This is a genomic window from Streptomyces sp. NPDC001868 (assembly GCF_040297125.1).
Classification (GTDB): Bacteria; Actinomycetota; Actinomycetes; order Streptomycetales; family Streptomycetaceae; genus Streptomyces.
The window spans coordinates 34,190-54,553 of the sequence record NZ_JBEOYO010000034.1 but is presented as its reverse complement, the minus strand read 5'-3'; the positions used below and the strand labels follow the sequence as shown (position 1 = coordinate 54,553).

The following is a 20,364-nucleotide window of genomic DNA, read 5'->3' as shown; positions in this document are numbered from 1 at the left end:
AGACGACGTCACCGTGGCGCTCCCGCCCGGCCGTCGCGCAGGAACACCGCGCTCGTGAGAGTGCCGAGGAGCACGACGGCCGCGTTGACGGCGATGGCGACCTTGAGCCCGCCGAGGACGGCTGTGGTGCCGCCGTCGCCGAGGCCCGCGGTGGCGACGGCGCTCATGACGGGCGTGCCCATGGTGATGCCGATCTGCTGGGTCATGGTGGCCAGACCGGTGGCGAGGCCCTGCTCGTGGTCGGCGAGCCCGGAGGTGGCGGTGACCATGAAGCCGACGATGACCAGCATGTTGCCGACCCCGCCGGCGAAGGTGCACACCAGTAGCAGGCCCAGCCATGACCGCTCGTCGCCGAGCCCGAGCAGGGCGGCGGTGAAGACGGTCTGGACGGCGCCCCCGACGATCAGCGTCCGCCTGGTGCCGAGCCTGCCGATGACCCTGGGCGCGAGGGTTCCGCCGACGACCGTCCCGACGCCCAGCACCCCGAACGACAGCCCGGCGGCGAGCGGTGAGAACCCGAGCACCTCCTGGAGGTAGAGGGTGAGCAGGAAGACCAGCGACGTCTCGGTGAGGAACGCGATCAGCCCGGCGGCGTTCCCCCAGGCCACCGACCGCTTCCCGAGTACTCCGACCGGCACCAGCGGCGCGGTCGCCCCGCGCTCGACGGCGTAGAAGACGACGAGCAGGACGGCGCCCGCCGCGAGGGCCACCAGTGCGGAGGGCGAACCCCAGCCGTGTTCGCCGGCCCGGGTCAGGCCGAGGACGACCGCCAGCAGACCGAGCGTGACGCTGACGGCACCCGGCACGTCCAGCCTGGGCCGCTTCCGGACGCGGGACTCCTTGACGACCATCGGCGCGACGACGAGGACGGCGAGGGCGACGGGCACGTTGACGAAGAACGCCCAGCGCCAGGAGAGCAGATCGGTGAGCAGGCCCCCGAGGATCGCGCCCGTGGTGAAGCCGGCCGACATCAACGCCCCGTTGAGACCCAGCGCCCTCTCCCGCAGTGGCCCCTCCGGGAAGGAGGTCGTCAGCAGCGACAGCCCGGCCGGGGTGACGGCGGCGGTCGCCAGCCCCTGGAGGACCCGGGCCGCGATCAGGACCTCCGGGTCCCGCGCGAGACCGCCGACCAGCGAGGCCACGCCCAGCACCGCCAGCCCGCCGAGGAAGACACGGCGACGGCCGAACAGGTCCGCCACCCGTCCGAAGAGAAGCGTGAACCCCGCCGCGCACAGCGCGAACGCCGTGCCGATCCACTGCAGATTCCCCGGTGAGAACCCCACCCCCTCCCCGATCACCGGCAACGCCACGTTCAGGATGGAGAAGTCCACGGCGAGCATGAACTGAGCCGCGAGCAGCACCACGAGGGTCAGCCGGAGCCTCGGGGTGAGCGCGGGGGTGGCCGGCCGGGCGGCTGTGTCCGGTACGCGGCAAGGCGCCGAACCGGCCGCCGCCTCCGGGTCTGTGACGGACATGTCGTCGAGTCCCTTCCCTCTCCTTGTGTACGGAGAGAGGCTCGCCCGCCCCGAGAACCCCAGCCAGAACCCTGTCCCGCACAGCCGCCGTGAGGGTGGTCATCGCGGCACCACCCTCACGGCACCCGTACGTCCCCGGCCCTGTGCATGATGGAAGGGGAGCCGCCCACGGCCCCGCCGCGCCCGACACAGCACCCCTCGCCCCGCGCCAGGAGGCACGATGAACGCCCCGTCCGAGCTGGGCGACTTCCTCAGGTCCCGTCGCGCCGCGCTGCGCCCCGAGGAGGTCGGCATCGCCCCGCATCCGACCCGTCGCCGGGTGACCGGCCTGCGCCGCGAGGAGCTGGCGATGCTCGCGGGGGTGAGCATCACCCACTACACCCGCCTCGAACAGGGCCGCGCCCTCAGCCCCTCCGACAGCGTCCTGGACTCCCTCGCCCGCACCCTGCGCCTCACCGGGGACGAGATCGCCCATCTGAAGACCCTGGCCCGCCCGTCCTCCTCGTCTTCTCCCCGGCCCCGTCCCTCCTCCGATCCCTCAGCGACCCGCCCCGCCACGGCACGTGCGGAGCACGCGACCCCCTCGACGCGTCGGCTGCTGGCCGCCATGACCGACGTACCGGCCCTCGTCCTGAGCCGCCGCAACGACGTCCTCGCCTGGAACCCCCTCGGCCACGCCCTCCTCGCCGCCCATCTGCCGCCCGAGGCCCCGGACCTGCCCGCCGACCGCCCCAACCTGACCCGGATGCTCTTCCTGGACGCCCGGTACCGCGATCTCCACCCGCACCGGACGGAGGAGGCGGCGCTGGCCGTGGCCTCCCTCCGCCTCCTCGCCGGGCGCCACCCCGACGACCGTCTCCTCGCCGAACTCATCGGCCGACTGACCGTGCTGTCGCCCGAGTTCACCGCCCTCTGGTCCCGCCACTCCGTCCGTACCTGCACCTCCGGTGTGAAGCATCTGCGTCACCCGCTCGCCGGCCCGCTCACCCTGACCTTCGAGAACCTGCTCGTCCCCGGCACCCCCGACCACCGCCTGATCGCGTACACGGCGGAGCCCGGGTCCCCGTCGGAAGCGGCTCTGGGCCTGCTGGGCGGCCCGACGACGACACCGGTGGCACGGAGCACGTGGAGCACCACGGCCGTACGACGCTGAGAACCAGCTGTCCTTACACGCTGGACACCGTCGACACCCTCGGCGCCGCCAGGTCGAACCACACCGCCTTGCCGTCCGGGTGGACGAGGCCGCCGCCGTTGGGGAGGGCGGCGGCGGTTCCCCAGTGGCCCTCGGTGAGGGCGTCCACGAGGTAGAGACCTCGGCCGCCCTCCTCCCATCCGCCGGGGGTCAACTCCCTTATGACCGGCGGGTTCTCGTCACCGTCGTAGACGATCACTCTGACCCGCCAGGCCTCCACCGCGAGCCAGAGAACCGATCCTCCTCCTTTGGCGTGCACACAGGCGTTCGTGACCAGTTCGGATGTGCACAGGGCGGCCGCGTCGACGAGGGCGTCGAGGCCGAGGGCGCGCAGGACGCTGGTGACGAAGTCGCGGGCGATGTGCGGGGAGCTGTCGAGGGGCGGACAGAAGAGGGTGTACGTCGTCGCCGCGGGCGAGAGCCAGGGAGTGGTGCTGGGGATTGGGGCGGGGCGGCTTGGGGCAGTTTCGGTCATGGGTGATCAACTCCGTTGCGACGAGAAGGGATTGCTCGGGTCCCTACCGCGTCGGTGGCTCCTCCTCGGGTGTCGACGGCCCGGGGCGCGCTTTCAACTGGCGGTACGCAGGGGTGGATTACGGACGACTGCGGACGGACTGCGGACGAACTGCGAACGGACTGCGGATGAGCGGCGAGACCGAGTGCGGGGCGAGATGCAGGCAGAATGCGTGTGAGTAATCGTTCGAGCACTCTCCGTGAGCGCAGGAATGACCGTAGTCGGCGTGTTCGCGCCGCCGCAATGGGGTCGGTGGAAGTACTACGAAAGCGCGTCGTCGAGCACCCGGCAGCCCCGGCCCGACCCTCACCCTGAGTGGCCCGCGCCCGGCCGGTACGCCGTGTGATGATGGCCGAGGGCGCCCGCAGGGGACGGGCGGCGCTCCCCGGGGAGCGCGAAACGGAACGGGTACGGGGACGGAACTGTCATGACCAGTCGGTTGCTCATGTCGTACGACGCGCAGGCCAGACGGACCGGGGCACCGGCCCGGGAACCGGCGGACGTGGCCGGGTCCACACGGGCCACGGCGATCCTGGACCACGACGATCCGCTGGTCGGGGCGGTCGCGCGCCGGGTGCTGAGCGAGGCGACACCGCGTGACGCGCTGCGGACCGCGCACCGGATCGTCGCGCGGAACGTACGGCCGGTGTACTCGGTCGAGGACGGCCGGCCCGTGTCACGGACCCTGCGGCTGCGGCGCGGCTCGTGCAGCCAGCGGATGGCGGCGCTGGAGGCGGTCGCCCGGGCCGTACGCGTACGGACACGGGTGCGCGGGCTGCTCGTGGACGGGGCCTTCTGGTATCCGCGGTTCCCACGGCTGAAGCCGTTCGTGCCGGAGCAGGTCCTGCTGGCCTGGCCGGAGTTCAGGATCAGCGGCGCGTGGGTCCCCATCGGCGAGCTCTTCGACGCCCCCGACCCGGGCGAAGGCGGCTTCGCCAACAAGGGCGGCGAGACCCTCTTCGACGCGATCGCCCGTACCGGCGTCCAGTGGGACACCTGCGGCACCGCGCCCGGCACGGCGCCCGGCACTGCCTGCGACCTCTCCGCCCAGGTCGTCGCCGACCTCGGTCACTTCGACGACCGCGACGAACTCTTCGCCCGCCACGGCCAGACCCTCTGCCGGACGGCCCGCACCCTCACCGAACCGGTCCTCGGCCGCTGGAGCGCGGGCGCGACCCGCCGCACCACCTGACCGCACCACGTTGACGCCTCGTCTTCCACGACGAGGCCTGGCACTGGGCGATGCTGACGCTCCACGGCTCGTCCTACACCGTCGAACACCCGGAACTGGCCGACCCACCGGACGAGTACACGGCTCTCGACTGACACGGCTCCTGATTGACACGGTTCTTGATCGACACGGCTCTCGCACTCCCCCTCCCCCCCCCCCGGAGCCCTAAGCCCGCCGCAGCGGAGCCCCCTGCTCCTCCGCCCCCCGCACCGTGAACCCGGTCACCAGCCCCCCGCCCTCCCGCCGGAACGCGAAGGGCGCCCCGCCATGCGCCGCCGCCACCGCCCGGACGATCGACAGGCCGAGCCCGGATCCGGGCAGGCTGCGGGCGTCCGGGGCGCGATAGAAGCGGTCGAAGATGCGTTCGAGGTCGCAGTCTGGGACCCCCGGGCCCCGGTCCAGGACCTCGACGCGGACGACACCGGAGTCGTCCCCGGGTTCGCCCGGTCCCGCGAGCGAACCGAAATCGCCGAGGCCCCCCAGCTCATCGAGTTCACCCAGCTCGCCGAGTTCGCCCAGCTCACCGAGGGCCCCCGCCGAACCCCGCGCCACGACGACCACGATCGCCCCCGAGCCCCCGCGGTCGAACTTCGCCGCGTTCTCCACCAGGTTGGAGATGGCCCGCTGGAGCGCCCCGGCCCGCCCCTCGACGGTCGTGTCACCGGCCACGCGGACGACGACCCGGCGCCCGGTACGCCGGCGCGCGGTCCCCGCGACGTCCTCCGCGAGGTCGGCCAGCTGCACCCGCTGCACGGGCTCGGTGCTGGACTGCCCGGCCGCGAGGTCGACCAACTCGTTGACGAGGTCGGTCAGTTCGAGGGCCTCCTGGGAGAGGTCGTCGACGAGTTCCTCGCGCACCCGGGGCGGCAGCTCGTCGATGCGCCGGAGCAGGGAGATGTTCGTACGGAGGGAGGTGAGAGGGGTGCGGAGTTCGTGGCCCGCGTCCTGGACCAGCCGCCGCTGGTCCTCCTCGGACTGGGCGAGCCGGACCAGCATGCGGTCGAAGGAACGGCCGAGCCGCCCCACCTCGTCCCGGCCCGCGACCGGCACCTGGATGCCCAGATGCCCGGTCCGCGCCACATCCTCCGCCGCCCCCGCCAGCTGCACGAGCCGCCGGGTCTGCCGCCGGGCCAGCCACCATCCGAACAGCCCGGCCGAGATGACGATGCCGGACACGAACAGCAGGGTCCGCTGCTGCAGCTCCCGCAGCAGATCCTCCGTGTCGCTGAACTCCTGCGCGACCTGCACCGCGCCCCGGCCCCCGCCGAGCGCGACGGTCACCACCCGGTAGCGGTCGTTGCCGACCTCCACCTCGCCGTGCTCGACCGTGACCCCGGCGAGCGCCGCGTCGGCCGTACGGCGGTCCGCGTCGCGTACGGGCAGGCCGGGGGCGCCCTTGTCGAGGATCTCCCCGCCGGGGCCGAGCACCTGGACGTCCGTACGGCCGGAGCGGATCAGGTCGTCGCGTGGGCCACCGCTGCCGCTGGGCGCGAAGTCCTCCGGTGTCAGCGGGTCCTGCTCGACCAGCTCCCGCAGATCACGTACGACCTCGGCGAACACGGTCTGCTCGTCGACCCGCACCAGCCGCGCCGCCGCGCTGTAACTGAGGATCCCGACGAGGACGGTGACGACACACGCCACCGCCACGAACGACACGGTGAACGTCGCCCGCAGCGAGGGGACGGGCTTCAGCCGGGAGAGCAGCCGGGGCAGCGCCCGGACGGGACGGGGCGACGGCACCGCGCGCCGCCCTCAGTCTTCCCGCAGCGCGTACCCCACACCCCGCACGGTGTGGATCAGCGCGGGCGCCCCGGGCTCGTCGAGCTTGCGGCGCAGATAACCGACGTAGACGGCGAGGTTCTTGGAGCCGGGCCCGAAGTCGTAGCCCCAGATGCGGTCGTAGATGGTGGCGTGGTCGAGGACGATGCCGGAGTTGCGGACCAGCAGTTCGAGGAGGTCGAACTCGGTCCGGGTCAGCTCCAGTTCCCGCGCGCCGCGCCACGCCCGCCGCGCCTGGACGTCCATCCGCAGCCCGGCGGCCGTGAGCAGCCCGCCGGCCTCCGGGGACGCGGAGCCTGCCGAGGCCGAGGCGGCGGACGACTGGGGCGAGGTGGTCGCGAACCCGTCCGAGCCTCCCGAGCCCCCCGACCCGCCGGGGCCGCTCGTCCGCCGCAGCAGCGCGCGCAGCCGCGCGAACACCTCCTCCACGTCGAACGGTTTGACGACGTAGTCGTCCGCGCCGGCGTCGAGGCCGGCGATCCGGTCGGCGGTCTCCACGAGCGCGGTGAGCATCAGGATCGGCGTCCGGTCACCCTCCGCGCGCAGCACCCGGCAGACCTGGAGGCCGTCTATGCCGGGCATCATCACATCGAGGACGAGCACGTCGGGCCGGTTGCGGTGGGCCTGGGCGAGCGCCTCGACGCCGTCGGCGACCGCCGTCACCTCGTACCCCTCCAGGGTCAGCGCGCGTTCCAGGGCATGGCGGATGGCGCGGTCGTCCTCGGCTAGCAGCACGTTCTGGGGCACCTCCCCAGTCTGCCAAGGTCACGGGCGCCCACCACCACGTCCGGAGCACCGGGCCCCCCTTCTTACCGGCCTCTCACCCCGACCGGGCGTGCGACTTACCGCTCCGGAGCAGCGTGTCCGTGTGACACCGGCCCGCACGGGAACCCGGTCAGAGCGAGCAGATGGAGTACAAAGGGTCCGAACCAGCCAAACCAGCACCACCACCCGCATCACCGGACAATCGCATTCCTCCTGGCACAACCTCGTACAACGCACAACCTCTTACGACCGCGTCACCGCACCGCTCACGCCGTCGGGAAGGTAGGACCTTGAGCCGCCGCATGAAGATCGTGTTCCTGCTGCACAACGCGTACGCCATCGGCGGCACCGTCCGTACGACGCTGAACCTGGCGTCGGCGCTCGCGGACCACCACGACGTGGAGATCGCCTCGATGGCCCGTCACCTCGACGAACCGCGCTTCACGGTCGATCCGAGAGTCACGCTCGTCCCCCTGGTGGACATCCGCCCCTACAGCCCCGACCTGCGCGATCCGGCCCAGGTGCAGCCCGCCGTGGACTTCCCGGCACAGGACAAGCGGCACCGCCAGTACAGCCGCCTCACCGACCTGCGGGTCCGCGCCTATCTGGCCCGCTGCGGCGCGGACGTCGTCATCGGCACCCGCCCCGGCATCAACGTCTACGTCTCGCGCTTCGCGCCCCGCCGCGCCCTGCGCATCGGCCAGGAGCACCTGCGCCACGACGCCCACACCAAGCAGCTCCGCAAGGTCCTCGCCCGCCACTACCGCGCCCTGGACGCGGTCGTCACGACGACGGCGGCGGACGCGGCGGTGTACCGCGCGCGGATGAAACTGCCGGGCGTACGGGTGATGTCGGTGCCCAACATCGTCCCGCCGGCCCAGGTCGCCCCGTCGGACGGCACGGCCCCCGTCATCGCGGCCGCCGGCCGCCTGTCCCGGGGCAAACGCTTCGACCTCCTCCTGGAGGCGTTCGCGACGGTCGCCGCGAAGGAACCGGACTGGCAGCTGCGCATCTACGGCGGCGGCAAGCAGCACGACCGCCTGGAGACGCTCATCCAGGACCTCCGCCTCACCGACCGCGCCCATCTGATGGGCCCGCACACCCCCATCGAGGAGGAGTTCGCGCGGGCCTCGATCGTCGTCAGCGCCTCCGAGGCCGAGTCCTTCGGCATGACCCTCGTCGAGGCCATGCGCTGCGGTGTCCCGGTCGTCAGCACCGACTGCCCCCTCGGCCCCGCCGAGATCATCACCGACGGCACCGACGGCCGCCTCGTCCCCGTCGACGACCCCCACGCCCTCGCCGAAGCCATCCTCGACCTCACCGCCGACCCACCCCTGCGCCGCGCCATGGGCCGAGCCGCCCTGGCCAGCGCCCACCGCTACGACCCGGCCCCCATCGTCACCGAGTACGAGCACCTGTTCGCCGACCTGCGCACGACCAGGCTCCACCGCACCTGGGAACGACAGTCGACGAGGGCGAGGGCCTGGCTGCGGCGGAGGGCGCGTTCATGGAAGAGGGCCGCACCGACTCCGGCAAGGGGCGGGGGGAACTGCGCGAGCAACCACAATCAACCCGCAGCCTGACGACATCCGCACCCCTACGGCGCATCTCAGCCCTTCAACGCCGCCAACTGCTCAGCGAAGGGCACAACAACGAACCCCTCGGGCTCAGCAGAATCCACGCCCGCCTTCCCGGAGGAGAGCCCACCCATCAAACCGGCCAACTCCCCCGCCGCCCGATCGATCCGCCCGGCCAGCCCCTCCGCTCCCCAGTCCTCGGACGCGGCATACACCCCCGTGGGCACCACCACGGCCCGCAGATACGCGAACAACGGCCGCATCGCATGCTCCAGCACCAGCGAATGCCGAGCCGACCCCCCGGTCGCGGCGATCAACACCGGCTTCCCGGCCAGCACATCGCGTTCGAGCACATCGAAGAACGACTTGAACAACCCGCTGTACGAGGCCGAGAACACCGGCGTCACCACGACCAGCCCATCGGCCCCCGCCACCGCGTCCAGCGCGGCGGCGAGCTTCCGACCCGGGAACCCGTTGGTGAGGTTGTGCGCGATCTCGACCGCGAGGTCCCGCAGTTCGACGACCCGCACCTCGACGGACGCGTCGCGCCCGACCACGGCGGCGGCCAGCCGGTCCCCCAGCAACCGCGTGGACGACGGCACACTCAGCCCCGCCGAGACGACGACGAGCTTCACGACACACTCTCCTTCTTCTCCGCGTCCTCGCCCGCCGCGCCCTTCTCCGCCGCGGCCAGCAGCGCCCCGTGCGTCGGCGCGTCCGGCACATCCGCCGGCCGTCCCTTCGCGAACTCCTCGCGCAGCACCGGCACGACCTCCTCGCCGAGCATGTCGAGCTGTTCCAGGACGGTCTTCAGGGGCAGCCCCGCGTGGTCCACGAGGAACAGCTGCCGCTGGTAGTCACCGGCGTACTCGCGGAACGCCAGCGTCTTCTCGATCACCTGCTGCGGCGACCCGACGGTGAGCGGGGTCTGGTCGGTGAAGTCCTCCAGGGAGGGCCCGTTGCCGTAGACCGGCGCGACGTCGAAGTACGGCCGGAACTCCCGTACCGCGTCCTGCGAGTTCTTCCGCATGAACACATGCCCGCCGAGCCCGACGATCGCCTGCTCGGGCGTGCCGTGCCCGTAGTGCGCGTACCGCTGCCGGTACAGCTCGACCATCCGCTTGGTGTGGTCGGCCGGCCAGAAGATGTTGTTGTGGAAGAAGCCGTCGCCGTAGTACGCGGCCTGCTCGGCGATCTCGGGCGAGCGGATGGAGCCGTGCCAGACGAACGGCGGTACGTCGTCCAGCGGGCGGGGCGTGGAGGTGAAGCTCTGGAGCGGCGTGCGGAACTTGCCCTCCCAGTTCACGACGTCCTCGCGCCACAGGCGGTGCAGCAGGGCGTAGTTCTCGATGGCGAGGTTGATGCCCTGCCGGATGTCCTGCCCGAACCACGGGTAGACGGGCCCGGTGTTGCCGCGCCCCATCATCAGGTCGACCCGCCCGTCGGCGAGGTGCTGGAGCATCGCGAAGTCCTCGGCGATCTTCACCGGGTCGTTGGTGGTGATGAGGGTCGTGGAGGTGGAGAGGATCAGCTTCTCGGTCCGCGCGGCGACATAGCCGAGCATGGTGGTCGGCGACGACGGCACGAACGGCGGGTTGTGGTGCTCACCGGTGGCGAAGACGTCGAGCCCGACCTCCTCCGCCTTCAGCGCGATCGCGACCATCGCCTTGATGCGCTCGCGCTCGGTCGGCGTCCGGCCCGTGGTGGGGTCCGGCGTCACATCACCGACGCTGAAGATCCCGAACTGCATCATCGCTGCCACCCTCCGAGGTTGTTTACGATTCAACTATACCCATGAACGAGGGCCCCCTCTCCACTATTCCTCCGCCGCGAGCGACGGTCTGCGGGGCCGGTGTCTGTGGCGGTCTCGGGGGGCCGGTGTCAGTGGCAGTCCCTACGATCGCCCCATGGCCGCCCCACGCCGTGACACCCGAGGCATCGTCGACGCCCCGGAGCTCTTCGCCCGGGTCCGCTTCCGCCGCCGCGAACCCGCCGAACCGCTGCGCCCGTATCTGGAGCACTACTGGCTGATCGACTGGGACCTGCCCGAGCCGTACGTCTCCCAGGTCGTCCCGCACCCGTCGGTGAACGTCGTCTTCCAGCGGTACGAGGGACAGGAGCCCTTCGCCGAGATCTCCGGCATCGGCACCGGCCTCTTCACCCAGAAACTGGAGGGCAGGGGCCGGGTCTGCGGCATCCAGTTCCGCCCCGGCGGCTTCCGCCCCTTCGCCCCGGCCCACCCCGCCACCCACTGGACCGGCCGCCGCGTACGACAGCCGGAGGCGTTCCCGGACATGGACATCGACCCGGCCGCGATCCTGGCCCCCGACGACGAGGACGCCCGCGTCGCCGCCCTCGACGCCTTCCTGACAGGACTCGGCCCACGCCCCGACCCCCAGGCCGACCTCGCCATGGCCCTCGTCGACCGCGTCCGCACCGACCGCACGATCCGCCGGGTCACCGATTTCGCCCGCGCCGAGGGCCTGTCCGTACGGCTCCTGCAGCGCCTGTTCTCCGCGTACGTGGGCGTCGGCCCCAAGTGGGTCATCCTCCGCTACCGCATCCACGAGGCCCTGGAACGCGCCGAGACCGACCGGACGACCGACCGGTCGACCGACTGGGCCGCCCTCGCCGCCGACCTCGGCTACGCCGACCAGGCCCACCTCGTCCGCGACTTCACGGCGACGGTGGGGGTGCCGCCGACGGCGTACGCGGAAGCGGTGTCCCCGGCCTGAAGGGCCACATGATCTGCTACTTCGCGTGCGTGACCGCGTAGATCATCACGAAGGCCACGATGTGGATGCCGAAGAGGAAGTACGCGAGGTACCACCACACATACCGCTCGTTCCTCTTCTCCTCGGCGAGCCGGCGCTTCTCGGGAGTCGACTCGCTCTCGGAGGCCATCACAGCTCCCGGTGGACCTTGGTGTTGGAGGCCTGGGCGCGGGGGCGCAGGACGAGCAGGTCGACGTTGACATGGCTGGGCCGGGTGACCGCCCAGGTGATCGTGTCGGCGACGTCGTCGGCGGTCAGGGGCTCCGCGACGCCCTGGTAGACGCGCGCCGCCTTGTCCGCGTCGCCGCCGAAGCGGGTCAGGGCGAACTCGTCCGTCTTCACCATGCCGGGCGCGACCTCGATGACCCGCACCGGCGTGCCCACGATCTCCAGCCGCAGCGTCTCGGCGAGGACGTGCGCGCCGTGCTTGGCGGCGACATAGCCCGCGCCGCCCTCGTACGTCCCGTGCCCGGCCGTCGACGACACCACGACCACCGTGCCGTCACCGCTCGCGGTCAGCGCGGGCAGCAGGGCCTGGGTGATGTGGAGCGTGCCGATGACGTTCGTCTCGTACATCGTGCGCCAGTCCGCCGGGTCGCCGGTCGCGACCGGATCGGCACCGAGCGCGCCGCCCGCGTTGTTGACCAGCACGCCGATCGTCTTGAAGGCGGTCGCGAACTCGTCGACCGCCGCGCGGTCCGTGACGTCCAGGGGGTACGCCGTGGCCTGCCCGCCGCCACCGTTGATCTCCTCGGCGAGCGCCTCGATACGGTCCTTGCGGCGCGCGGTCAGCACGACGCGGTACCCCGCCGCGGCGAGCTGCCGGGCCGTGGCGGCGCCGATCCCACTGCTCGCACCCGTGACGACGGCGATGCGGGAGGCGGCGGACGGTACGGCGGTGGCCATGAGCTGCTCCTGAGGCAGTACGAATCGAACGGGACCGGCCGGGACCGGGCGGGGAACCGCCCGGTGATCGAACGATTCCCGCCCGGCCAGGATAGGCGGGCGGTGAGACAATGAGACGGGTGATCCCCTGTGCAGGAGGTGGATCATGGGACAGGCGCGCGAGCTGATGGACCAGCTCACCGAGGCGCTCACCACACATCAGGACCCCAAGACCGTCGCGAACCTCTTCGCGGAGGACGCGGTCGCGCACACCCCCGACGGCGGAGAGATCCACGGCCGGAACGCCATCGCCGAGTACTGGCGCCAGATGACGGACGCCATGCCGGAGGCCAGGTACGAGTCGCTCGCCTCGTTCGAGGTCGGCGACACGGCCATCGACGAGGGCATCTTCACCGGCACGAACACCGGCCCGCTGGCCCTCCCCGACGGGACGTCCCTGCCCGCGACCCAGAAGTCCGTCAGGATGCGCGGCGTGGACTTCGCCACCGTCCGCGACGGCCAGATCACCAGCTACCGGCTCTACTTCGACCAGCTGGACTTCATGAACCAGCTCGGCCTGCTGCCGGAGGAGTTGGCGCAGCCGTCGTAACGACCGTCGATGTCACCCGCCTCGCGGCGCGTACATGATCACCGCCATGCCCGCGAGGCAGATCAGCGCGCCCGTCACGTCCCAGCGGTCGGGCCGGTAGCCGTCCGCGACCATCCCCCAGGCGATCGACCCGGCGACGAAGACCCCGCCGTACGCGGCGAGGATCCGCCCGAAGTGCGCGTCCGGCTGGAACGTGGCGACGAACCCGTACGCCCCCAACGCCACGACCCCGGCCCCGACCCACACCCACCCCCGCTGCTCCCGCACCCCCTGCCACACCAACCAGGCCCCACCGATCTCGAACAGCGCGGCGAGCAGGAAGAGGACGGCGGAACGGGCGATGACCATGCCCCGCAGCCTCCCACGGGTGCGCGTCCCGGCCCTGGACACGGCAGACGCGTACTACTTCTGACGGCCCCCGCCGGCGGGGGCCGTCACCAGCCAGTCCGTCACCGGCCAGGGCGTCAGCCCTTCACGCACACGACCTGCTTCAGCTTCGCCACCACCTGCACCAGGTCCCGCTGCTGGTCGATGACCTGCTCGATCGGCTTGTAGGCGCCCGGGATCTCGTCCACGACACCGGAGTCCTTGCGGCACTCCACGCCCCGCGTCTGCTCCTCCAGGTCCTTCGTCGAGAAGCGCCGCTTCGCCGCCGTCCGGCTCATCCGCCGACCCGCGCCGTGCGACGCCGAGTTGAAGGCCTTCTCGTTGCCGAGCCCCTTCACGATGTACGAGCCGGTGCCCATCGAGCCCGGGATGATCCCGTACTCGCCGGACCCCGCGCGGATCGCGCCCTTGCGGGTCACCAGGAGGTCCATGCCGTCGTAGCGCTCCTCGGCCACATAGTTGTGGTGCGCGCTGATCTCGGGCTCGAAGGTCGGCTTCGCCTTCTTGAACTCCTTGCGGACGACGTCCTTGAGGAGCGCCATCATGATCGAGCGGTTGTACTTCGCGTACTCCTGAGCCCAGAACAGGTCGTTGCGGTACGCCGCCATCTGCGGGGTGTCCGCGACGAAGACGGCGAGGTCACGGTCGACGAGGCCCTGGTTGTGCGGGAGTTTCTGGGCGATGCCGATGTGATGCTCCGCCAGCTCCTTGCCGATGTTCCGGGAGCCGGAGTGCAGCATCAGCCAGACAGAACCAGTCGAATCCGTGCAGACTTCGACAAAGTGATTTCCGCCGCCGAGCGTTCCCATCTGCTTCTCAGCCCGTTCATGACGGAACTTGACCGCTCCCGCGACCCCGTCGAACCGCTCCCAGAACCCGTTCCACCCCCCGACGGCGAACCCGTGCAGCCGCCCCGGATCGACGGGATCGCCGTGCATCCCCCGCCCCACCGGAATCGCCTGCTCGATCTTCGACCGCAGCCGGGAGAGGTCCCCGGGAAGGTCGTTGGCGGTGAGGGAGGTCTTGACCGCCGACATCCCGCAGCCGATGTCGACACCCACCGCCGCGGGACACACAGCTCCCCGCATCGCGATGACGGACCCGACCGTCGCGCCCTTGCCGTAATGGACGTCCGGCATCACGGCCAGGCCCTTGATCCACGGCAGGGTCGCCACGTTGCGGAGCTGCTGCAGGGCCCCCTCCTCGACCGACGCGGGGTCGGTCCACAGACGGATGGGTACCTTCGCGCCCGGTATCTCGACATACGACATAACGCCCTCATTCCCCCGAAAAGCAGATCAAAGTCTCAGAATGCAAAACCGGCGCCAAGGTCCATGAAAAGGGATGCCGGACCGGCGTCCACGGCAGTGCGTGCGATACACATGGTGCCCGGGGGTCACCCCCGGGCGGCAAGTGAATAACCACAGGCAGGACTGCGCAGGCGTCCCGAGGGACCCCGTCGAGAGGAGCCCCACCGTGCAGCGGAAGGCGTACGTACCCGGCGTCGCCGTGCTCCTCGCGGCACTGCTGGCCGCGTGCACGGGATCGAACGACGACGGTTCGACCGACGACCCCCGCCCCGGCGAGGCCACCGCGTCGGCCACCGTCGCCCAGCCCGGCCGCTACGACACGCTCCCCGTACCCTGCGCCTCGGTCGACCAGGGCACCCTCGACTCCCTCCTCCCCGGCATCAAGCAGCTCACCGACCCGGCCCAGCGCGAGCAGGCGTACGAGGGCGAGGCGACGCAGACGTACGACACGGACCGCAAGGCCGGCTGCCGCTGGAAGGTGGAGTCCACGGACGCCACCCACTATCTGTTCGTCGACTTCGAGCGGGTCGTGTCGTTCGCCAACGCGGTCAGCGACGACAGCAAGGCGCAGGAGGTGTACGGCGGCAAGGTCGAGGCGGCGGACCTCCCGGAGCCGACACCGACGGCCTCCGCGGAGGAGAGTGAGGGGACGGACGAGGAGAGCGACGAGCCGGCGCAGACGGGGGCGAGCACCGCCGAGCCGTCGACGAGCCCCTCGACCTCCGCGTCCCGCTCATCGTCCCCCTCCGGTTCTTCCGGCTCTTCCGGTTCCTCCACGTCCTCCCCCACCGCCTCCGGCACCCCCGCCTCCCTCCTGCCCCGCACACTCGGCGATCTCGGCGACGAGGCGTTCCTCGACGACGCGCTCGGGACGAGCAAGCAGCGGACGGTGACTGTGGTGTTCCGCACGTCCAACGTGATCGTGACCGTCGAGTACGAGGAGCAGCCGGCGACCACGACGGTGGTGCCGGACAGTGAGGAAATGCAGGACAGGGCCCGGAATCTGGCGAAGCGGCTGTCCGAGGCGTTCGACGACTGAGGGGCGCTCGGGGGTGGTTCGGGCGTCCGCGTGAACCCCCTGAATCAGGACCGCACTTCTTCATCACCGCGTACGGTGGCCTCTCGGAACCTCGATCCGATTGTCCGTTTGTCCGATTGCGAAGGAACCATGCAACGAGCCGCAGAGTCAGACCAGCACCAGTCACCGCTCAGCGAGCGCTCGCCACGGGTGGCGCGCGTCGGGCGTCTCGGGCGTCCGGGCCGGGCCCGGGTTCTCGTGGGCGCGGCGGTCGTGCCGGTGATGCTGCTGGCGGTCGGCTGTTCGTCGGACTCCGGCTCCGACAGCGCCTCCGGTGACGAGACCCCGGCGGGCCTGAACGAGGCGGCGAAGGAGACCCCCACGCCGGAGGTGGTCGCGGCGAAGTACGCGTCGCTGCCGGACGCGTGCGAGGTGTTCTCCGACAAGACGCTGAAGTCGGTGGTGCCGGAGGGCGTGAAGTCCGGCAAGGCGATCAACGCCGCCGAGAAGAACGTGACCGGCGACTGCCGCTGGATCAGCCTCGACAACAACGGTGTGGACGGCTCCCAGTACCGCTGGCTGAGCGTCTCCCTGCATCTGCTCGCCTCGAACGCGGCGAACGGCCCCGGCGAGGACCGCGCGGCCAAGGCGTTCGAGTCGAAGGTGACCGCGGCCAAGGCCGTGGACGGGGCGAAGAGCGTCAAGACCGAGCCGCTGACGGGCACGGGCGACCAGGCGACGGTCGTCAAGTACGACCTGAAGAAGGACGGCGACACCTTCAAGCAGCAGACGATCGTGGTGCGCACGGAGAACGTGCTCATCACGCTCGACTACAACGGCGCAGGTCTGGCAGGCGAGAAGACGCCGGACGCGGCCGCGCTGCTGAAGTCCGCGAAGTCCGCCGCCAAGGAGGCCGTGGAGGCCATCGAGGACGCGAACGACGGTACGGACGCGTCGGCGTCCCCGTCGAAGAGTGCCTCGAAGGGCGCCTCCAAGACACCGTCGAAGGAAGCGACGAAGTCGTCGTCCTCGGGTGGTTCGGGCGCGGATGTGAGTTCCGACTCGGACGGTGGCTCGGATTCCGATTCGGACTCGGGTTCCTCCACGTCCGGCAGCCGGAAGAGCAGGTCATAGCTCCGCCCCACCTGGAGTTTCCCCGGAGCCCGGCCCCCGAGGGGACCGGGCTCCGCGCCATCCGGCGACCCGTTTGCCGTACACATGTGCCACTCTGTTGCGCGCAACAACACGCAAGGGGAGGGGAGTACGGGTGTCCGCGCCAATCCAGCTGACTCGCATGCACCGCGTTCTCATCGGCGTGGTCGTGTTCGGCGCCGTCATCATCGCCGGGATCGGCTTCGCGGGTTCGTACGCGGCGGTACGGGAGCTCGCCCTCCAGAAGGGCTTCGGGAACTTCAGCTACGTCTTCCCGATCGGCATCGACGCCGGCATCTGCGTCCTGCTGGCCCTGGACCTCCTCCTGACCTGGATCCGTATCCCCTTCCCGCTGCTCCGCCAGACGGCGTGGCTGCTGACGGCGGCGACGATCGCGTTCAACGGCGCGGCGGCCTGGCCGGACCCGCTGGGCGTCGGCATGCACTCGGTGATCCCGATCCTGTTCGTCGTCTCGGTCGAGGCGGCCCGGCACGCGGTCGGCCGCATCGCCGACATCACCGCCGACAAGCACATGGAAGGCGTCCGCCTCACCCGCTGGGTCCTCTCCCCCGTCCCCACCTTTCTCCTCTGGCGCCGGATGAAGCTCTGGGAGCTGCGCTCCTACGAGCAGGTCATCAAGCTGGAGCAGGAACGTCTCGTCTACCAGGCCCGCCTCCGCTCCCGCTTCGGCCGATCCTGGCGCCGCAAGGCCCCGGTGGAATCCCTGATGCCGCTGAGGCTCGCCCGCTACGGCGTCCCCCTGGCGGAAACGGCCCCGGCGGGCTTGGCAGCGGCGGGCATAGAACCGGCCCTGCTCCCGCCGGTCACTCAGGTCGACATAGCTGCGGGCAATCGTGCCGCTGGGGCGGCGCCCGTCCCACAGAAAGCGGCACCTGCCAGCGAGCAGCGCCCCCAGTTGGAGAGCACCCCCACCGAGCAGCAGCCGGAGACCGCCGAGTACGAGGAGCGGACCCCGGAGGCCGAGGCCCCCGCCCCGGACGAAAGCCCCTGGCTCCACGCCCGCCCTCCCCAGGAGGTCCCCTACCAGGGCGGCTACGACCCCTCGTACGAGCCCGAGGAACAGTACGGCGAGTGGTACGAGGACCAGGCCCCGGACCAGTACCAGCAGTATCAGCAGTACCAGCAGTTCGAGCCGGACCCCCGGGACCCCCGCTTCCAGCAGCAACAGTTCGAGGCCCCCGAACTCCAGTCCCCGGAACCCTCCGGTGAGGAGACCGGCAGCTTCCCCATCCCGGCCGGCCCCGGCCGCACCCGCGAGCTGGGCGAGGGCGGCGGCACCCCGGAACCCGCCGCCCCGGACGAGGAGTCGTACTACCAGGTCTTCAAGCAGTCGATAAGCCCCGGCAGTGGCTACCCGACCCCCCGCGAGTTCAGCGACAACATCGAGATGACCTACGGCGTCTCCGTCCTGGACGCCGAGGCCAAGCGCATGGTGCTGCGCTTCCAGAACCGCCACACCGCGGAGCTGGAGGACGACCACATAGCCTGACCCGGCGTACGTACGACGATGGGGGCGCCCGGTGAAAACCGGGCGCCCCCTTCTCGTACTCCGTCGGCGCTACTCCCCGAGCAGCACCCGCACCCGCTCCTGTCCCACCGCGAGCAGCAGCGTGGGCAGACGCGGACCGGTGTCACGCCCGACGAGCAGGTGGTACAGCAGCGCGAAGAACGTGCGCTGGGCGGTCTTGATCTCCGCCGGCAGCTCCTTGGGCGTGGCGTCCGCCGGGAACCCGGCCTGCACCTTGGGCACGCCGTAGACGAGATGCGTGAGCCCGTCGAGCGACCAGTGCTCGGCGAGTCCGTCGAGCAGCAGCCGCAGCGACTGCCGGGACGGCTCGTCGAGGGACTTCAGCAGCTCGGCGTCGGCCTCCTCGCGCACGATGGTCCGCTGGTCGGCGGGGACGTGGGTGTTGATCCAGGCCTCGGCCTTGTCGAGCCGGGGCCGTACCTCGTCGAGGCCGGACAGCGGGTCGGTGGGGTCGAGTTCGCTGAGGATGCGCAGGGTCTGGTCCTCGGCGCCCGCGGTGATGTCGGCGACGGACGCGAGGGTCCGGTACGGCATCGGGCGGGGCGTACGGGGCAGCTCACCGGCGGCCGTACGCACCGCGCGGGAGTGCGCGGCGACGTCGGCCGGCAGCGCGGCGCCTTCCGCCACCTTCGCGTCGAGCTTGTCCCACTCGTCGTAGAGCCGCTGGATCTCCTGGTCGAAGGCGATCTTGAACGACTGGTTGGGCCGGCGGCGGGCGTAGAGCCAGCGCAGGAGCTGCGGCTCCATGATCTTCAGCGCGTCGGCGGGCGTCGGCACGCCGCCCTTGGACGAGGACATCTTCGCCATGCCGGAGATACCGACGAAGGCGTACATCGGCCCGATGGGCTGCTGCCCACCGAAGATCCCGACAATCTGCCCGCCGACCTGGAAGGACGAACCGGGGGAGGAGTGGTCGACCCCGCTCGGCTCGAACACGACACCCTCGTACGCCCACCGCATCGGCCAGTCGACCTTCCAGACGAGCTTGCCGCGGTTGAACTCGTTCAGCGCGACGGTCTCGGAGAAGCCGCAGGCGGTGCAGGTGTAGGTCAGCTCGGTGGTGTCGTCGTCGTAGGCGGTGACGGTGGTGAGGTCCTTGCCGCACTCGCCGCAGTAGGGCTTGTACGGGAAGTACCCGGCGGTGCCGGAGCTGCCGTCGTCCTCAGCGGCGGCCCCGGAGCCCTCGGCGGCCTCGATCTCCGCCTCGTCCACCGGCTTCTGCTGCTTCTTCGCCGAGCCTGCCGGGGCCTTCTTGGTGCGGTACTGGTCGAGGATCGCGTCGATGTCACCGCGGTGCTTCATCGCGTGCAGGATCTGCTCGCGGTACACGCCGGAGGTGTACTGCGCGGTCTGGCTGATCCCGTCGAACTCGACGCCCATCTCGGCGAGCGCGCCGGTCATCGCCGCCTTGAAGTGCTCGGCCCAGTTGGGGTGGGCGGAGCCCGTGGGGGCGGGCACGGAGGTCAGCGGCTTGCCGATGTGCTCGGCCCAGGAGCCGTCGACGCCGTCGATGCCGGCCGGGACCTTGCGGTACCGGTCGTAGTCGTCCCAGGAGATCAGATGCCGGACCTGGTGTCCCCGGCGGCGGATCTCGTCGGCGACGAGGTGCGGGGTCATGACCTCGCGGAGGTTGCCGAGGTGGATCGGGCCGGAGGGGGAGAGTCCGGACGCGACGACGACCGGTTTGCCCGGGGCCCGACGCTCCGACTCCTCGATGACCTCATCCGCGAAACGGGAGACCCAGTCGGTGGTCTCGGTGCTCTGAGCCACGATCGGCACGTCCTCTTTTTCTGAAGGTTGTCCATGGCCGCCGGTACGGTCCCCGGCCGACGGCCCCATTCTCCCAGCCTCGCACTCCGCGGGTCGAACCGGGCGCCTATTAACTCGGGGGTGCGGTTCATCGGCGGGTGCGGGTACGTGGGGCTTCCCGCGCAGTTCCCCGCGCCCCTAAAAACCTCAGGCCCCTCCGGGCCTGAAAGACCACGGCCCCGCCCGGCCTGGATGGCACCGGGGCTGCGGGCCTGAAAGGCGACGGGCCCGGGACCTTGAAACGCGACGGGGCTGCCGGCCTGAAACGCGACGGGGCTGCGGGTCTGAAACGCGCCGGGCTGCGGGTCTGAAAAGCACGGGGCGCAGCCCCTGCTTT

General features: G+C 71.0%; 19 protein-coding genes. 8 read left to right on the top strand and 11 right to left on the bottom strand.

Going from position 1 to position 20,364, the window contains the following annotated elements; genetic code table 11:
- Positions 1-8 precede the first annotated feature (8 nt).
- Positions 9-1,475 carry an MFS transporter gene (locus ABT147_RS31420; RefSeq protein ID WP_351412423.1) on the bottom strand — a complete coding sequence of 489 codons (1,467 nt, stop codon included), beginning with the start codon at positions 1,473-1,475 and terminating at the stop codon, positions 9-11.
- Between the two features lie 220 nt (positions 1,476-1,695).
- Between ABT147_RS31420 and ABT147_RS31415 the strand changes: the two genes are divergently transcribed.
- On the top strand, positions 1,696-2,628 hold the full coding sequence (locus ABT147_RS31415; RefSeq protein WP_351412421.1) for a helix-turn-helix transcriptional regulator: 933 nt from the start codon (positions 1,696-1,698) through the stop codon (positions 2,626-2,628).
- Between the two features lie 13 nt (positions 2,629-2,641).
- On the opposite strand, the gene ABT147_RS31410 is transcribed toward ABT147_RS31415, so the two are convergent.
- Positions 2,642-3,142: an ATP-binding protein gene (locus ABT147_RS31410; protein WP_351412418.1), complete on the bottom strand. Its 501-nt coding sequence runs from the start codon at positions 3,140-3,142 to the stop codon at positions 2,642-2,644.
- Between the two features lie 466 nt (positions 3,143-3,608).
- Here ABT147_RS31410 and ABT147_RS31405 point away from each other — a divergent pair, with 466 nt between their 5' ends.
- Positions 3,609-4,373, top strand: coding sequence for a transglutaminase domain-containing protein (locus ABT147_RS31405; protein ID WP_351412417.1), 765 nt, complete (start codon positions 3,609-3,611; stop codon positions 4,371-4,373).
- A 204-nt stretch (positions 4,374-4,577) separates the two neighbouring features.
- Here the strand turns inward: ABT147_RS31405 and ABT147_RS31400 are convergent, their stop codons facing one another.
- Both ABT147_RS31400 and ABT147_RS31395 read right to left on the bottom strand, forming a co-directional pair.
- Positions 4,578-6,152 carry a sensor histidine kinase gene (locus ABT147_RS31400; protein WP_351412414.1) on the bottom strand — a complete coding sequence of 525 codons (1,575 nt, stop codon included), beginning with the start codon at positions 6,150-6,152 and terminating at the stop codon, positions 4,578-4,580.
- A 12-nt stretch (positions 6,153-6,164) separates the two neighbouring features.
- On the bottom strand, positions 6,165-6,938 hold the full coding sequence (locus ABT147_RS31395; RefSeq protein ID WP_351412412.1) for a response regulator transcription factor: 774 nt from the start codon (positions 6,936-6,938) through the stop codon (positions 6,165-6,167).
- A 320-nt stretch (positions 6,939-7,258) separates the two neighbouring features.
- Here ABT147_RS31395 and ABT147_RS31390 point away from each other — a divergent pair, with 320 nt between their 5' ends.
- Positions 7,259-8,539, top strand: coding sequence for a glycosyltransferase family 4 protein (locus ABT147_RS31390; protein WP_351412529.1), 1,281 nt, complete (start codon positions 7,259-7,261; stop codon positions 8,537-8,539).
- 26 nt (positions 8,540-8,565) lie between these two features.
- Here the strand turns inward: ABT147_RS31390 and ABT147_RS31385 are convergent, their stop codons facing one another.
- Positions 8,566-9,168 carry an FMN reductase gene (locus ABT147_RS31385; RefSeq protein WP_351412410.1) on the bottom strand — a complete coding sequence of 201 codons (603 nt, stop codon included), beginning with the start codon at positions 9,166-9,168 and terminating at the stop codon, positions 8,566-8,568.
- Complete coding sequence (locus tag ABT147_RS31380) at positions 9,165-10,283, bottom strand: LLM class flavin-dependent oxidoreductase (protein ID WP_351412527.1); 1,119 nt, start codon at positions 10,281-10,283, stop codon at positions 9,165-9,167. Before ABT147_RS31380 ends, ABT147_RS31385 begins: the two co-directional genes overlap by 4 nt.
- Positions 10,284-10,440: 157 nt before the next feature.
- Between ABT147_RS31380 and ABT147_RS31375 the strand changes: the two genes are divergently transcribed.
- Positions 10,441-11,268, top strand: a complete 828-nt coding sequence (locus ABT147_RS31375; RefSeq protein ID WP_351412408.1) for a DUF6597 domain-containing transcriptional factor — start codon at positions 10,441-10,443, stop codon at positions 11,266-11,268.
- A 16-nt stretch (positions 11,269-11,284) separates the two neighbouring features.
- Here the strand turns inward: ABT147_RS31375 and ABT147_RS31370 are convergent, their stop codons facing one another.
- Both ABT147_RS31370 and ABT147_RS31365 read right to left on the bottom strand, forming a co-directional pair.
- Positions 11,285-11,437, bottom strand: coding sequence for a hypothetical protein (locus tag ABT147_RS31370; RefSeq protein ID WP_351412405.1), 153 nt, complete (start codon positions 11,435-11,437; stop codon positions 11,285-11,287).
- Positions 11,437-12,213, bottom strand: a complete 777-nt coding sequence (locus tag ABT147_RS31365; RefSeq protein ID WP_351412403.1) for an SDR family NAD(P)-dependent oxidoreductase — start codon at positions 12,211-12,213, stop codon at positions 11,437-11,439. Before ABT147_RS31365 ends, ABT147_RS31370 begins: the two co-directional genes overlap by 1 nt.
- Before the next feature lie 145 nt (positions 12,214-12,358).
- Here ABT147_RS31365 and ABT147_RS31360 point away from each other — a divergent pair, with 145 nt between their 5' ends.
- Positions 12,359-12,802, top strand: coding sequence for an ester cyclase (locus tag ABT147_RS31360; RefSeq protein ID WP_351412400.1), 444 nt, complete (start codon positions 12,359-12,361; stop codon positions 12,800-12,802).
- Between the two features lie 12 nt (positions 12,803-12,814).
- Here the strand turns inward: ABT147_RS31360 and ABT147_RS31355 are convergent, their stop codons facing one another.
- Positions 12,815-13,150, bottom strand: coding sequence for a YnfA family protein (locus ABT147_RS31355; protein WP_351412398.1), 336 nt, complete (start codon positions 13,148-13,150; stop codon positions 12,815-12,817).
- Positions 13,151-13,266: 116 nt separating this feature from the next.
- Positions 13,267-14,460: an RtcB family protein gene (locus ABT147_RS31350; RefSeq protein WP_351412396.1), complete on the bottom strand. Its 1,194-nt coding sequence runs from the start codon at positions 14,458-14,460 to the stop codon at positions 13,267-13,269.
- 205 nt (positions 14,461-14,665) lie between these two features.
- Here ABT147_RS31350 and ABT147_RS31345 point away from each other — a divergent pair, with 205 nt between their 5' ends.
- The 3 genes from ABT147_RS31345 to ABT147_RS31335 all read left to right on the top strand — a co-directional run bounded on the left by ABT147_RS31345 (position 14,666) and on the right by ABT147_RS31335 (position 18,179).
- Positions 14,666-15,538, top strand: coding sequence for a DUF3558 domain-containing protein (locus tag ABT147_RS31345; protein ID WP_351412394.1), 873 nt, complete (start codon positions 14,666-14,668; stop codon positions 15,536-15,538).
- Positions 15,539-15,667: 129 nt separating this feature from the next.
- Positions 15,668-16,651, top strand: coding sequence for a hypothetical protein (locus ABT147_RS31340; RefSeq protein WP_351412391.1), 984 nt, complete (start codon positions 15,668-15,670; stop codon positions 16,649-16,651).
- A 160-nt stretch (positions 16,652-16,811) separates the two neighbouring features.
- Positions 16,812-18,179, top strand: a complete 1,368-nt coding sequence (locus ABT147_RS31335; RefSeq protein ID WP_351412389.1) for a DUF2637 domain-containing protein — start codon at positions 16,812-16,814, stop codon at positions 18,177-18,179.
- Between the two features lie 69 nt (positions 18,180-18,248).
- On the opposite strand, the gene lysS is transcribed toward ABT147_RS31335, so the two are convergent.
- The gene (gene lysS / locus ABT147_RS31330) at positions 18,249-19,997 is read right to left on the bottom strand and encodes a lysine--tRNA ligase (protein ID WP_351412387.1); all 1,749 of its coding nucleotides are present in this window, start codon (positions 19,995-19,997) and stop codon (positions 18,249-18,251) included.
- Positions 19,998-20,364 lie beyond the last annotated feature (367 nt).